This is a genomic window from Nocardia sp. CA-145437, from assembly GCF_050956485.1.
GTDB lineage: Bacteria > Actinomycetota > Actinomycetes > Mycobacteriales > Mycobacteriaceae > Nocardia.
In genome coordinates this window covers 4,432,910-4,446,903 of the sequence record NZ_CP191204.1, presented here as the reverse complement: position 1 = coordinate 4,446,903, position 13,994 = coordinate 4,432,910, and the positions used below count along the sequence as shown (strand labels likewise).

Here is a 13,994-nt window from a genome sequence, read left to right as displayed (position 1 = left end):
TCAGCCCTGGGAGCCGACGATGCCCAGATAGACGACCATCAGCGTGAACAGGAACCAGCCCACGCCCTGCCAGATCGGCCACGCCCGCCCGGCCCGCCACGCCCGGTACGCGAGCACCAGCGCGAGAATGCCGCCGGCGAGCAGAACCCCGCCCGGCACCAGGCCCACGACCACCTTCGAGGTGCCGTCGCACAGCACCGACCCCGCGTTCAGGCACCGATCCCGGGCCGAGGCCCACACCAGCACGATCACGCCGCCCGTCACGGCGATCCCCAGCACGCTCACCACGTAGCGGGTCGCGTGCCGCAGCATCTCCGGATCGTTCCACCGCTTCTCCACATCGTTGACCATCGCCGCACCTCCTCACCCCGGCGTTACCCGTTCCGCGCTGGATACCACCATGATCGTCCCCGCGACCGCAGCCCGGCACGCCCGACCAGTCGATTTCGCTACCACGGATTCCGGACCGACTGGCGAAAACCGCTGGCCGACGCCATGGGGTGGTATGTCAGCATCGAGGCATGCCCCACTGGATTCAGGTGCTGCCCGCCTTCGCCCTCGCCTCGCTCATCCTGGCCGCGCTGCCCGGACCGGCCACCGCGCTGTTCCTGCAGCGGTCGGTGCGCGACGGCCGCGCCGCGGGGCTGGCGGCCGTGGTGGGCAACGAGATCGGCATCTTCGGGTGGACGGTCGCCGGCGGCGCGGGACTGTCGGCACTGCTGGTGGCCAACCAGGTCCTGAACATGGGCATCCATCTGATCGGCGCGCTCGTGCTGATCTGGCTGGGCATCCAGGCCTGGCGCGGCACCCGCGGCGACCGCGGGGCCCGCGCCGACGACGCCTTCGGCGCGGCATTGACCGCGGCGCTCCCGGGCGGCCGCACGCCCGCGGCCGCCTTCCGCGCCTCGCTGATCTCCATCGCGGCCAACCCCAAGGCCGCGGTCTTCGGCCTGACGATCCTGCCGCAGTTCCTGCCCGGCAGCGGCCCGGTGCTGCCGACGGTGTTCATCCTGGCCGCCATCCAACTGGTCATCGACACCTCGTGGTGCGTCGGCGTCGTCCTGGCCGCCGACCGCGCCGGAACCTGGCTGCGCCGCACCGGCATTCGCCACCGCATCGAACGCACCCTGGCCGCGATCCTCGTCGCGCTCGGACTCGGCCTGGCCGCTGACGCCCGCTGAGCTGACCCTGCCCACCCCCGACCCGGCTCGCGCCTGGACGGGCCCGCGTCCCGGCAAACCCCCGTGCCCCGCGCGCGTTTCCGGCCCCGGGCGAGGTCGTGGGTGGCGGTGGCGTCGATGATGGCGGTGAGGATGTGTTCGTCGTGGATGGCGGGGCGTTGGGCGAACAGGCGCAGGCTGTCGGGACGCATGCCTCCCGGACTCGCACCATCGTGCGACCGGCGGGCCGTTGAGGTGGGCGCGGCACGCGGCCACCCGGAGTATCGATGGTGCGCCGCGATTGTGGCCGTGGCCGCTGCGCGCGGGTCAGCCGTGGGAGGCGGCGGGTGCGGTCGACAGGAAGTCCCGGCCGCCGACGTAGACCGTGTGGCCCAGTGGCGCGTCGAGGGTGGTGGCGTCGGCGACCGCGGTGGCGAATTCCTCGACCGTCGGCAGATCGCCCTGGTCGCGGCGTTCGGTGACCGCGTCGGGGTCGCGGCGTTCGAGCAGGCGCACGATGATGGTGCCGTCGATCATGTCGCCGGACACCACGGTGAAACCGATTCCGCGGTCGGCGAATTCGCCGGCCATGGCACGCAGCGCGTCCTCACCGGCCCGCTTGCTCGCGGCGATCTGCTCGTAGCCGGGCGGGGCCTGGCGGGTGGGGGAGAAGTGGGCCTGGTGGCTGGTGACGAACACGATCCGGCCGCCCGCGGGCAGATGCGGCAGCGCGAGCGCGGCCAGCCCGGTCTGGGCGTCGCGGTTGAGCAGCATGGCGTAGTCGGGCGCGGCATCGCGCTCCAGGCCGCCGGAGGCGTTGAGCACCAGCACATCCAGGCGGCCGAACTCCGCGACCACGCCCTCGACGAGCGCCCGCGCGCTCTCGGGATCCGCGATATCCGCGCCCGCCACCGAGGCGCTGCCACCCGCGGCGGCGATCTCGGCGGCCAGCGTCTCGGCGCGCTTGCGCTTCTCCCGGTAGTTCACGACCACGTGGTCGCCCCGGCCCGCCAGCACCCGCGCGGTCTCCGCGCCGATCCCGCGGGAGGACCCGGTGACCAGCACGATGCGCCGTCCGGTCCCTGTCGTCGTAGTCATGCGCGACCTCCATCCACCAGAGTGCTTCTAATTCAGAAGCACTACATTGGTACTTCGAAATGAGAAGCGCAAGTCAGCCACCGCCCGCCAACAGCCGCGCCGACGACTCGGCCGCCCCGCTCCTGGCCGCCATGGACCTGCTCGGCCAGCGCTGGATCCTGCGCGTGATCTGGGAACTGGAGCCGGGCGCACTGGGCTTTCTGGAACTGCGCCGCCGCATGGGCAATTGCTCGTCGAGCATGCTGTCGGTGCGCCTGCAGCGGCTCGCCGACGCCGGGGTCGTGCTCAAGCGCCCCGACAAGTCCTACGAGTTGACCACCGCCGGTACGGAGTTGGGCCGCGCGCTGGAAGGCGTGTGGGAGTGGTCGGAGCGGTGGGCCGGCAACCTCGAGGGCGCTCGCGACACCGACGGCGGATAGGGGCGCCGCACACAGGGGGCCGGTGGCGCCGGACGATCAGGCCCGGTCGCCCGACCTTGTGATGCCGCGCCGGATCTCACCCGGTGTGTGCTCCTCGCGCGGGGTGGCGCGGAAGCGCGACGAATGCAGCTGCCAGGGCACGCTCGTCACCATCACCCCCGGCTCGAACAGCAGCCGTGCCTTGAGCCGCAGTGAACTCTGGTTGTGCAGCAGGTTCTCCCACCAGCGGCCCACCACGTACTCGGGGATGAACACGCTCACCACGTCTCGGGGGCGGGATTTGCGCTGCCGCTTGATCTCGTCGAGCACCGGCCGGGTGATCTCCCGGTACGGCGATTCGATGACCTTGAGCGGGATGCCGACCCCGAAGCTCTCCCAATCCCGGGCCAGGTCGCGGGTATCGCTGTCGTCCACATTGACCGTCACCGCCATCAGCGTGTCCGGCCGGGTGGCGCGCGCGAACTGCACCGCCCGCTGGGTCGCCTTGTGCCAGCCCGACACCAGCACCAGCGCGTGCACCCGCCCCGGCAGCATCTCCAGCTCGGCCGGATCGATGGCCAGTTCGCCCCGCACCGACGTGTAGTGCCGGTGGATCAGCCACATGATGGCCACCAGGATCGGCATGGCGATGACCACCAGATACGCGCCGTGGGTGAACTTGGTGATCATCACGACCAGCAGCACCACACCGGTGAAGCAGGCGCCGAAGGCATTGATGAAGCGCGCCCGGTGGATTCGCAGCCGCTCGCCCGAGCTCTGCGCGGTCCGCAGCTCCCGGTTCCAGTGCCGCACCATGCCGGTCTGGCACAGCGTGAACGAGGTGAACACGCCCATGATGTAGAGCTGGATGAGCCGGGTGGTGGACCCGTCGAAGGCGTAGATGAGCGTCCCCGCCGCCACCGCCAGCAGGATGATGCCGTTGGAGAAGGCCAGCCGGTCGCCGCGGGTGTGCAGCTGGCGCGGCATGTAGCGGTGTTGCGCGAGAATCGAATTCAGCAGCGGGAAGCCGTTGTAGGCGGTGTTGGCGGCGAGGATCAGGATCAGCGCCGTGGTGACCATCAGGTAGTAGAAGGCGAGCGAGTGGCCGCCGAACACGGCCGCCGAGATCTGCGCGATGACGGTCTTCTGCGCGTCGTTGTGACAGTCCCCGGCGAATCCGATGATGTCGCAGGTGTTCTCGGTGACCCGGGTCTTGGTGATCATGGCCAGCGCGGTCACCCCGGAGAACATGGCTATGGCGATGACGCCCATGGCGGTCATGGTGCGCGCGGCATTGAGCGCCTTGGGCTTGCGGAAGGCGGGCACTCCATTGGAGATGGCCTCCGCGCCGGTGAGCGCGGTGCAGCCGGAGGAGAAGGCCCGCAGCAGCAGGAAGGCGACCCCGGCGGTGGACAGGCCCACCTGCTCGGCGTGGATCTCGTAGTGGGCGCTCTCGGCGACCGGGGTGTGCCCGAGCAGGGTCTGCCCCAGCCCGACCACGATGAGCGCGAACACCCCGAGGACGAACCCGTAGGTGGGAATCGCGAAGGCGCGGCCGGACTCTCGCACACCGCGCAGGTTCATGGCGGTCAGGAAGACGATGAACCCCAGGTCGATGATCACCCGGTAGGCGTTCAGGTCGGGCACCGCCGAGATGATGTTGTCCACGCCGGCCGACACCGACACCGCCACGGTCATCACGTAGTCGACCAGCAGCGCGGCCGCCACCACCAGGCCGGGCAGCGCGCCGAGGTTCTCGGCCACCACCTCATAGGAGCCGCCACCGGAAGGATATGCCTGCACCACCTGCCGATACGACAGCGCCACGACGGCCAGCAGCACCACCACGCCCGCCGCGACCACCGGTGTCAAGTGCAGGTAGGCCAGCCCGCCCAGGGTCAGGATGAGCAGGATCTCCTGGGTGGCGTAGGCGACCGAGGACAGCGGGTCGCTGGCGAAGATCGGCAGCGCGAGCCGCTTGGGCAGCAGGGTCTCGCCGAGCCGATCACTGCGAAACGGCCGTCCGAGCACGAGTCGTTTGGCTACGTCGATCGGTGAAACCACGCTCCGCAGCCTAGGTCTGAAAACCGGGATAATCGGAGCCCCATGCCGTAGAGAATTCGTAAAGATACCGGACTGCCCGGCCCCGCTGCCTGCGGATTCGAAGACTTGTGCGGTTGATCGAACAACCACCTAGACTGTCTGGGACGTAATCGAGGGTTTTGGAGAGGTGACACGATGGGAGACCGGACGGTCGTCGCCGACGTTGCCGACGAATTGGCGCGCCGCGTGGCATCCGGGGAGTACGAGCCCGGTGGTCTGATGCCGTCCGTCCGCCAGGTCGCCGAGGAGTTCGACCTCAATCGTGCGACAGCGCAATTGATTCTGGGCCGGCTGGAATCCTACGGCTTCGTGGACGCCCACCGCGGCAAGGGATTCGTGATCCGCGATGTGCGCGCCGAGGGCGGCGTGGACGTGTACGGGCGGCTGTTCCGGCTGTCCATGCCGGAACCGGAGATCGCCGCGGAGATGTTCGGCAATATCGTCGACGAGGAACGCGGGATCGCACTCGAGGCGCTGCTCGCCTACACCGGCAGCGAGCGCCCGCTCGATCCGGCCGAACTCAAGGCCGCGATCGATGAGCTGGAAACCCTTGCGCGCGGCGCGGACCCGGACCCGTATCGGATGCTGAGCATCGAACTCGGGCTGCTGCGCCGGATGCTCACCGCACTCGGGCTCTCGGTACAGCGCGCGGTGCTCAACTCGATCGGCGAGATGGTGCTCGAGGTGCCGGCGGCGGTCGAGGCGTACTTCGCGGTCTCCCCGGATCTGCACGTGCTGGTGTGGCGGGCGCTGGTGGCGGTGTGGGAATCCGACGCCGGTCCGAGTCAGGCGCAGCTCGCGCTGTTCGAGGATCTGTTCGGCATGTACCACCGGAAAGTGGTGGTGCGCTTCGAGGAACTGGTCGGTGCGGCCGGCTCCGGCGCCGCCGGTGTGGTGGCCGCGACCGCGTGAGTTCCAGCCGACGGGTCGGTCTCGTCCCAGACAACCCCTCTTGGCAGAATTTTCGGCGATTTCCAGCGCCCGAATTGGGAGCTATTGACCGATTACCGCGTTCATGATGGTGCCCGCGCTCGTCGCCACAATGCCGCCGACGAGCGCCCCGGCCACCTGTTTGGGCGACTGTAAACCGCTGCCGCTCCACTTTTCCCACGCGAAGCGACCGCCCGCGTAGGTGATGGCGAGGACTCCGGAAAGCAGCACGAACCAGGTGAAATACCGGACCAGCCGCATCAGCTTGTCGGCCGCGGGCGGGGTCTCGGGGGTGGGATCGACGATCTGCGCGTGCTGAATCTGGGTCAGCAGCTCGTGGGCGGCAATAAGAAACATCTCGGCGCTCTTCCACGTGGGGGCAATTCACCCTCCGGGGTACTCGCCGGACCCACTGTCACGCAAGGAAAGTCGCGCTCTTGTTCGTCATCGGGCATCGACGCGAACGCAATAGTGCGCGCGCCCGGTACGGTCAGTCCACGTCGTTGTCGGCGGACAGGTACGCTATGGCCGCCAGATACTGCCGGCAGGCGAAGTGCTGGTCGTGCGCGCGGAGCAGGGCGCGGGCCTGGCGGTAGGTGAGGGTGCGTGGTTCCGCCTCGCAGTCACCGGATTGGTCGCCGCGGGCGGCGGTATCGGTGGGACGGACGAGCATCTGCGTCATGGGATGCCTCTGGCCGAGTGGGGGATTGGTGCACCGAGTTTAGAAGTTCGGATCATGCAGATGCAAGCACATCTGCACGCTCGTCACGGGTGTCGAGGAGAGATTCCGGCGTCACGTGACCTTTCGGGCAAAGGGTCCCGGAGCAATCGGGCGAACGGGACGAACTGACCCGAATTCTCCTGCCCCTCTTCGCAACTTCGCTCTTGGACATGGGTTTCCAAGATCAAATCTGTTGCGTTGCAAAGGATGTGCCGCCTCGAGGCCATCGATCATGGGCTACCTGCGTGCTATCGTCGTGCTTGCGGTTGCAACTGTAAGTACATCTGATCGAACAATTGCAAGTACTGGGACCACCGTCTGCGGGCGGTACTGGCAAGGAGTCTGAAATGACGGACATCTCGGCAACCTCGATCGATCGCTCGAATCTCTTGTGGCGCAAGAGCACCTTCAGCAATCCCAGTGGAAACTGCGTGGAACTCGCCCCGCTCGCCGACGGGCAGGTCGCGGTGCGCAACTCGCGCGACCCCGAAGGCTCGCTGATCGTGTACACGCGCCCGGAGATCGATGCCTTCCTGCAAGGCGCGAAGAGTGGAGAGTTCGACGACCTCGCGCGCTGAGCGGTAGCATTGGCAATCGGCGCGGTGGTTCGCGACTAGCCGTTGTGAGTCCACTGCCGGCAAACCCGAGCATCGGAGTGGACCTCATGATCGCAGAACCCCTTGCCCACCTGCAGGCGGATTCCGCTGTCGCCGAACGCGGCCCGACCGCACTGCGAATCGCGGTGGGCAGCCAGCTACGAAAGCTGCGGGAGTTCAACAAAATCACGCGGGAGGCCGCGGGTGAACACATCCGCGGGTCCCACGCCAAGATCAGTCGCCTGGAACTCGGGCGCACCGGATTCAAGGAGCGCGATATCCGGGATCTGTTGACGCTGTACGGCGTTGACGATCCCGGTGAGCGCGAGCAGTTCCTGGATCTGGTGCGCAAGGCGAATCAACCGGGCTGGTGGCACCGCTACAGCGATCTGCTGCCTTCCTGGTTCGAAACCTATCTGGGGCTCGAGCACGCGGCGAAATCCATTCGCACCTACGAGGGACAGCTGGTTCCGGGTCTGCTGCAGACCCCCGACTACGCTCGCTCGGTCGTTGCCCTCGGGCACGATGTGGATGGGGAGCGCCGCGTCTCGCTGCGCCGGCGTCGGCAGGAGCTACTCACCCGCGATGGCGCGCCCAGCTTCTGGGCCGTGCTCGACGAGGCGGTCCTGCACCGTCCCGTGGGCGGGCCGGGCGTCCTGCGCGGTCAGATCGAGTACCTCATCGAGATCTCCAAGCGCCCGAACGTCACCATCCAGTTCCTGCCGTACGGGGCGGGTGGCCACGCGGCTGCGGGAAGCTCGTTCACCATGCTCCGCTTCGCCGAGGCCGAACTGCCCGACATCGTGTATCTGGAGCAGCTCACCAGCGCGCTGTATCTGGATCGCCGGGAGGACCTCGAGCTGTACCGGCAGGTGATGGATCAGCTGAGCGTGCAGGCGGAGCCGCCGGAGCGTTCACGCAAAGAGCTGGCGAAGATTGCCGAGAAGCTCGACTGAGCGCCGCGCGGGGCCGTGAGGACCCGCGCCTGCTGCCCTGCGGATACCCCGCAGACGGATAAGGGGCCCCTCACGGGGCCCCTATCAGCGTGCCGCGGACCGGGCGGGTCTGCGACACGGCCGGATTCGGTTACTGCCTGATGAAGCTGGAAGCGATCCGCCAGAACGCCTCCGGCTGCATATGGTGCAGATCCCAGTCGTTCACCATGGCGTGTGCCGTGGTGACGATCCGCTCGATGTCAAAATCATACCGAGTGGCCGCTCCGGTGGATTCGACCTGGCGGATGACGAAAGCGGTTGCCGTCTCACGTGAATAGGTTTGCTCCGGCTGACTTCTGTCGGCAAACCCGAGTCGGCTGAGGTTGATTGGCTGGTTCATTCGAACGCCCCTGACGCCAGGCCGACGGCTGACCGTGGGCGAAGAATCGCCGGTGATTCACCGCTCGGCTCTCTGGTTGTCCCCTATTGGTGCCTTGCAACGACGAGTCTATGACCGTGCGTTGCGCAGATGCAAGTACATCTGCAACATCGAATTCGCAGTGTCAGAGTGCTTTTCGGGATGCTATGAGTTTGCGAAACGATGGTTGGCGAAAGGTTGTAATGCGCCCCGAACAGGGCTTTCCCAGTACTTCCGATCGAAAGTTCTGGAGGGAAACGACTGTTCCGCTTTATCCAGGAATTCGCTGAAGATCAAATATCGCCGTGATGTGCCCTGTCCTGGACCTTCGCAGCTTTGATCCGATCTTGTTCGAGGACCATCAGGCCGATTCCGAAACGCAGGCAGAGCACCCCGGTGAGCCCGCACAGCGCGCTCCAGGCGAGCTCACCGTACCCGGCGGTGGTCAAAGTCAATGCGATCGACACGATTCCGGCGGCGGTCAGAATCGGGCCCGGCAGATTCTGGATGGCCGTCGGCCGATTGGCGGTCTCGTCCGGCGGCCGGCCGGCGCCGCCCGGCCGATTGGGGGTGCCGCCGCGCGGAATGTGGGCGCCGTCCGGCGGAATGTGGGCGACGGGGTAGGCGTACGGAGTGACAGGCAACATCACTGTCCTTTCTCCGGAGGTAATGCAGAACCGATAACAAGCGGATACCCGACCAGGGTCGGCCGAATCACGCGGTGTCGCCCCCTGTACACAATCACCCCGGCCGCGCGGTGGATCACAACGGGCCCGCCCGCGCACCGTCGTGGCCGTCAGTGATGCCCAGATCGTCCAGCAGGCCGAGAAACGCGCGTGCGTAGGGTGCGGCCGCGGTTCCGGTCCTGACGAGCTCCCAGTCGACCTGTGCGCGCAATTCCCGTGCGATGTGCAGCAGCCGGGTGAAATCCAGCCGCTGCGGATCGGCCACGGTCAGTTCGTCCACCAGGAAGTCGGCCACCGTCACCACGGGCGCCGCGATCGGCCCGATGGGCAGCCGCTCGGCGCGTGCCAGCAGCGCGTCGGTGACGGGGCGGCGATCGGTGCCGAACACCAGATCCAGCCGCACCCCGCCGTCGTAGAGCGTGGCCCGCTCGGACTCGGTCCCCCGTGGCGGCCGCAGGCCCGCGGCGGACAGCAGCAGCACCCCGCGCGGCAGGTCCGACGGGCGCAGCAGCACGTCGACCTCCGGAGGCGTCTCGGTCACCGGACCGCCGCGGGCGTACACCGCGCACTCCCCGGTGAGGGCGCAGGGAATGTCGTTGTCCTGCAGGGTCTGTACGGCGAGGGTCAGGGTGCCGAGCAGCCGGTCGATGGCGCGGACCATGTCGATGGCGTACCCGTGCCCCGGCCCGCTGAATCCGTCACTCGATCACCCGCCCAGCGGGGGACTCGATCACCCGCTCGGCGGGGGACTCGATCACCCACCCAGCGGGCCCCGGATTGAAACGGGTTTCACGCCTGTGTTAGCTCTGGGAACAGTGGATTGATCGATTCGAGTGGACGGGAGCCGGTGCCGTGGTGGATGTGCCCGCGTATTTCGACGAGGTGGACGGCGGGTTCTTCCCGACGTCGTTCGCGGCCAGCCAGTGGTCCTCGGCGCAGGTGGTCGGGCCGGCCCTGACCGGCCTGCTGGCGCGCGAGCTCGAACGGACCCAGGCCACCGAGGGTTTCGTGCCGGTGCGGCTGACCGTGGACCTGTTCAGCGCCGCCCGCTTCGAGCACACCACCACCCCGGTGGTGCGGGTGCGCGACGGCAAACGGATCCGGGTCGCCGACGTGAGCGTGGTGCAGGGCGGCACCGTCGCCGCGCGCGCCACCGCCGTGCTGCTGCAGCCGTCCGAACAGCCGCCAGGGGAGCTGTGGCGGCGGGAGCGGGAACCGCAGCCGCCCTCGCTCGAGATCGCCCCGCCCTCGGCGCTGCCGCAGACGCCGCTGTTCAACAGCGGTGAGGGCTCGCCGGTGTGGAACTCGGTGCCCACCGACCACGAGAACGCCGACCGCAAGCGCACCTGGCAGAACCCGATCCGCGTGGTGACCGGTGAGGAGCTGAGCCCGTTCGTACGGGTCGCGGTGGTGGCCGAGGCGACCAGCATGATGACCAACTGGGGCGACAAGGGCATCGGGTTCATCAATACCGATATGACGCTGGGCCTTTCGCGGCAGCCCGAGGGCACCGAGATCGGCGTGGAGGCCGACAGCCACTTCAGCGAGCACGGCCTGGCGGTGGGTGTGGCCACGCTGTTCGACCGGATCGGGTCCTTCGGCAGCTGCATGGTGACCTCGGTGTCCAACGCGGGCCGCCAGATCAGCAACGCCCAGCTCGACATGGTGATGCGCAAGCGGCTGTAATCCGCCGGCGCTCTCGGCAATCGGTCCGCGAGATCGCGAATCGATGACGGGATGGGCGTGACACGCGGTCCGGTCAGGGCACGGACCGGTCTCGAACTGGCGTCGAACAGACCACTCCCGAGTGTCGCAGTCGTGTGTCCCCGTAGGCTTCGCGGACCACCGACCGACCGATTCGTGGGGGAGTTGTGCTGAGTCGCTTGCGAAGACTGGCCGGTGCCTTGACGATCGGCTGCTGCGTGATCCTCACGTACTGCGCCGCACCGGGTTTCGCGCAGCCACCCGAGCCCGGAGCCGCGCCGAACCCGCCCGGCCTCTCCCTGCCCGATATCCAGCACTGGATCGACCAGCTGCTCCCGGCGCCCGCCCTCGCCCCGGCCCCCGCCGAGTCCCCGTTGGTCGACACACCGGAGCTGGCACCGGATCTGGCGGCGCTGCGGGCCGCCACCATGCCCGCGCCGATCGGCGATCCGTTCATCGACGACTGGCCCGCCGGGCTCGACACCCTGGATCCGGGGGGCATGGTCGCGGTGCGCGACGTAACCGCTACGGCCGCACCGACTCTGATCGTGCCGGTGCGGCAGGTGCTCCAGTTCAAGTACCGCACCAACGACTCTCACAACGAGCCGTCCTACGGGATCGCCAGTCTGGTGCTGCCGATCGGGCAGTGGACCGGGCCGGGACAGCGGCCGGTGGTGGTCAACAATCTGCCCATCGACGCGCTGGGCCGCGACTGCAACCCGGGATACACGCTCGCGCACGGGTTCACCCGGGCCGCCAACTTGACCGGCTACGTCCTCCCCACCACCCAGCTGGCGCTGCTGCGCGGCTACGCCGTGCTCATCACCGACCACGAGGGCCCGCGCATGGCCTACGCCGAGCCGACCGTGGCCGGGCACGCCATCCTCGACGCCATCCGCGCGACCCGCGGCTACCTGCCGGATGAGTTGGGCGAGAGCAAGTTCGGGATGATCGGGTACTCCGGCGGGGCCATCGCCACCAACGGCGCGGTGAAGGTGATGGCCGAGTACGCCCCCGAACTGTCGGAGGTGGTGGTCGGCGCGGCGCTGGGCGGGGTGCCCGCGGACTTCAGCATCCTGGCGCGCTCGATGAACGCCAACCTCGCCTCGGGGGTGTTCCTGGGCGCGGTGTTCGGCATCGGCCGGGAGCGGCCCGAGATCCTGGCCCGGATGAACCACCTGGCGCAGTGGGTGGCGACTTCGCCGCTGATCAACAGTCAGTGCAGCGAGGTGTTCGCGCTCCCGGGCGTGCTGCAGCTGCCCATCGACGTCGCCGCCAATATCCCCGATCCGCTCGACAGCGATCTGGCGCACGAGATCTACGCCGTCACCCGCATGGACGGCAAGAAGTCGCCCGTGCCGCTGTTCATCTTCAACGGCGAACAGGAATTCTGGGTCCCCGCCGAAGGCGCGAAGAACCTCTACCGCGAGCAATGCGACCTGGGCGTGCCCGCCGTCTACCGCAGCGTCCTCGGCGAACACTTCATTGCCGCCGCCACCGGCTACCCCGAATCCCTCACCTGGCTCGACCAGCGATTGCAAGGCATACCCGCGCCCAACGAGTGTTGAACGCGGGCAGCGCTTTCTACATCGGGAAGAGGTTGTGCTTGCGCGGGTTGGGCTTGCGGACCGCGTTCTTGTCACGCAGCAGACGCAGGGCCTTGCGGATCTCGAGGCGGGTGGCCGAGGGCTCGATGACCGCGTCGATGTAGCCGCGCTCGGCCGCCACCCACGGGTTGTCGATGAGCGCGTTGTAGAAGTCGACCATCTGCCGGCGGACGGTCTCGCGCTGCTCGGGCGGGGTGGCCGCGAGGGTCTTCTTGCCGGTGACGGTCACCATGCCGTCGGCGCCGATGACCGCGATGCGGGCGGTCGGCCACGCCAGGTTGACGTCCACGCCGAGCTGCTTGCAGCCCATGACCGCGTAACCGCCGCCGTACGCCTTGCGGGTCACGATGGTGACGATCGGGACCGTCGCCTCGATCAGCGCGCGGAACATGCGGCCACCGCGCTTGATGACGCCGTTGCGCTCCTCCTCGACACCGGGCAGCACGCCCGGGGTGTCGACGACGTAGACGAGCGGAATGTTGAACGCGTCGCACAGGCGGATGAAGTACGCGCCCTTGTCCGAGCAGGCCGCGTCGAGCGCGCCGCCCAGCACCATGGGCTGGTTGGCGATGACGCCGACCGGGCGGCCGTCCACGCGGGCGAATCCGGTGATCAGGTTCTGCGCGGCCGCCTCGCCGACCTCGAGGAAGGCGCCGTCGTCGAAGATGCGCAGCAGCACCTCGTGCATGTCGTAGCCCTGGCGATCGGAGTCCGGGATGATCCGGTCCAGTTCGCGATCGGAGTCGGTGATCTCCGGCTCCAGGCCCGGGTTGATGACCGGCGGCTCCTCGATGCAGCTGCTGGGCAGGTAGCTGAGGTACTCGCGGGCCCAGTTGAGCGCGTCGACCTCGGTGCGGGCCACGTGGTGCAGCAGGCCGTTGCGGGCCTGCACGGCCGCGCCGCCCAGCTCCTCCGCGCTGATGTCCTCGCCGGTGATGCCCTTGATGACCTCGGGGCCGGTGACGAACATGTACGAGTCGTCGGTGGCGACCAGCACGTCCATATTGACCGGGCCGTACACCGAGCCGGCCGCGCACTTGCCGAACATGACGGCGACCATCGGCACGAAGCCCGACAGGTCCTCCTGCAGGCGGCACATGGTGGCGTACCAGGCCAGAGCGGTCACGCCCTCCTGGATGCGGGCGCCGCCGGAGTCGTTGATCACCACGACCGGGCAGGCGTTCTTGTACGCGAACTCCATGACCAGGCGGACGCGGCGGCCGAAGGTCTCGCCGACCGAACCGCCCTGCACCATCGAGTCGTGGGAGATGACCACGACCGGGCGGCCGTCGATCAGGCCGCGACCGGTGACCACGCCGTCGCCGTAGAGCGCGTGCGGCTGGCCGGGCGAGCGCATGAGCGAGCCCATTTCGACGAAGCTGCCCGGGTCCAGCAGTATGTTCACCCGTTCTCGGGCGCTGGCGACGCCTTTGGCAAGTCGTTTCTGGATACCCTTCTCACCGGTCGGTTCCTCGGCGATCTCCAGAAGCTTGCGCAGTTCCGCCAGCTTTTCCGCTGTACCCGTCATTACGTAGGTCTTGCCTTTCACCGTCAATGGCCGGGCTCGATCGGGGCCCGCGTCGAGCCGGATCGCGACTCGACCGCCCACGATACCGTGCGCGTCCCCTTCCTAACCAG

The 13,994-nt window shown here is 68.2% G+C and carries 16 protein-coding genes; 7 read left to right on the top strand and 9 right to left on the bottom strand.

Features of this window, described 5'->3' with window-relative positions; translation table 11 throughout:
- A complete protein-coding gene (locus ACQPYY_RS20695) occupies positions 1-351 on the bottom strand; it encodes a hypothetical protein (RefSeq protein WP_379104236.1) in 351 nt (116 codons plus the stop codon).
- 170 nt (positions 352-521) lie between these two features.
- Between ACQPYY_RS20695 and ACQPYY_RS20690 the strand changes: the two genes are divergently transcribed.
- Positions 522-1,181, top strand: a complete 660-nt coding sequence (locus tag ACQPYY_RS20690) for a LysE family translocator (RefSeq protein ID WP_433590623.1) — start codon at positions 522-524, stop codon at positions 1,179-1,181.
- A gap of 306 nt (positions 1,182-1,487) precedes the next feature.
- On the opposite strand, the gene ACQPYY_RS20685 is transcribed toward ACQPYY_RS20690, so the two are convergent.
- Entirely contained in the window at positions 1,488-2,258 is a 771-nt protein-coding gene (locus tag ACQPYY_RS20685) for an SDR family oxidoreductase (protein WP_433590622.1), read from the bottom strand.
- Positions 2,259-2,317: 59 nt separating this feature from the next.
- On the opposite strand from ACQPYY_RS20685, the gene ACQPYY_RS20680 reads away from it, so the two are divergent.
- Complete coding sequence (locus ACQPYY_RS20680; protein ID WP_433590621.1) at positions 2,318-2,677, top strand: winged helix-turn-helix transcriptional regulator; 360 nt, start codon at positions 2,318-2,320, stop codon at positions 2,675-2,677.
- 36 nt (positions 2,678-2,713) lie between these two features.
- On the opposite strand, the gene ACQPYY_RS20675 is transcribed toward ACQPYY_RS20680, so the two are convergent.
- Positions 2,714-4,720 (bottom strand): APC family permease, encoded by a 2,007-nt coding sequence (locus ACQPYY_RS20675; protein ID WP_433590620.1) that lies wholly within the window; start codon positions 4,718-4,720, stop codon positions 2,714-2,716.
- A gap of 174 nt (positions 4,721-4,894) precedes the next feature.
- Between ACQPYY_RS20675 and ACQPYY_RS20670 the strand changes: the two genes are divergently transcribed.
- The gene (locus ACQPYY_RS20670; protein ID WP_433590619.1) at positions 4,895-5,671 is read left to right on the top strand and encodes a GntR family transcriptional regulator; all 777 of its coding nucleotides are present in this window, start codon (positions 4,895-4,897) and stop codon (positions 5,669-5,671) included.
- 81 nt (positions 5,672-5,752) lie between these two features.
- Here ACQPYY_RS20670 and ACQPYY_RS20665 read toward each other — a convergent pair whose 3' ends face one another.
- Both ACQPYY_RS20665 and ACQPYY_RS20660 read right to left on the bottom strand, forming a co-directional pair.
- Positions 5,753-6,046 (bottom strand): hypothetical protein, encoded by a 294-nt coding sequence (locus ACQPYY_RS20665; RefSeq protein ID WP_357278156.1) that lies wholly within the window; start codon positions 6,044-6,046, stop codon positions 5,753-5,755.
- Between the two features lie 133 nt (positions 6,047-6,179).
- Complete coding sequence (locus ACQPYY_RS20660; RefSeq protein WP_379104224.1) at positions 6,180-6,371, bottom strand: hypothetical protein; 192 nt, start codon at positions 6,369-6,371, stop codon at positions 6,180-6,182.
- Positions 6,372-6,757: 386 nt separating this feature from the next.
- Here ACQPYY_RS20660 and ACQPYY_RS20655 point away from each other — a divergent pair, with 386 nt between their 5' ends.
- Positions 6,758-6,988 carry a DUF397 domain-containing protein gene (locus ACQPYY_RS20655; protein ID WP_379104222.1) on the top strand — a complete coding sequence of 77 codons (231 nt, stop codon included), beginning with the start codon at positions 6,758-6,760 and terminating at the stop codon, positions 6,986-6,988.
- A gap of 86 nt (positions 6,989-7,074) precedes the next feature.
- Entirely contained in the window at positions 7,075-7,962 is an 888-nt protein-coding gene (locus ACQPYY_RS20650; RefSeq protein WP_357084772.1) for a helix-turn-helix domain-containing protein, read from the top strand.
- A 130-nt stretch (positions 7,963-8,092) separates the two neighbouring features.
- On the opposite strand, the gene ACQPYY_RS20645 is transcribed toward ACQPYY_RS20650, so the two are convergent.
- The 3 genes from ACQPYY_RS20645 to ACQPYY_RS20635 form a co-directional block, all read right to left on the bottom strand.
- Positions 8,093-8,341, bottom strand: a complete 249-nt coding sequence (locus ACQPYY_RS20645) for a hypothetical protein (protein WP_213554958.1) — start codon at positions 8,339-8,341, stop codon at positions 8,093-8,095.
- Between the two features lie 311 nt (positions 8,342-8,652).
- A complete protein-coding gene (locus ACQPYY_RS20640; RefSeq protein WP_433590618.1) occupies positions 8,653-9,006 on the bottom strand; it encodes a hypothetical protein in 354 nt (117 codons plus the stop codon).
- Between the two features lie 115 nt (positions 9,007-9,121).
- Positions 9,122-9,706 (bottom strand): hypothetical protein, encoded by a 585-nt coding sequence (locus ACQPYY_RS20635; protein ID WP_433590617.1) that lies wholly within the window; start codon positions 9,704-9,706, stop codon positions 9,122-9,124.
- A 191-nt stretch (positions 9,707-9,897) separates the two neighbouring features.
- Here ACQPYY_RS20635 and ACQPYY_RS20630 point away from each other — a divergent pair, with 191 nt between their 5' ends.
- On the top strand, positions 9,898-10,731 hold the full coding sequence (locus ACQPYY_RS20630) for an acyl-CoA thioesterase domain-containing protein (protein WP_379104215.1): 834 nt from the start codon (positions 9,898-9,900) through the stop codon (positions 10,729-10,731).
- Between the two features lie 236 nt (positions 10,732-10,967).
- A complete protein-coding gene (locus tag ACQPYY_RS20625) occupies positions 10,968-12,317 on the top strand; it encodes a lipase family protein (protein WP_433590616.1) in 1,350 nt (449 codons plus the stop codon).
- Between the two features lie 16 nt (positions 12,318-12,333).
- Here ACQPYY_RS20625 and ACQPYY_RS20620 read toward each other — a convergent pair whose 3' ends face one another.
- On the bottom strand, positions 12,334-13,884 hold the full coding sequence (locus tag ACQPYY_RS20620; protein ID WP_379104211.1) for an acyl-CoA carboxylase subunit beta: 1,551 nt from the start codon (positions 13,882-13,884) through the stop codon (positions 12,334-12,336).
- Positions 13,885-13,994: the final 110 nt, after the last annotated feature.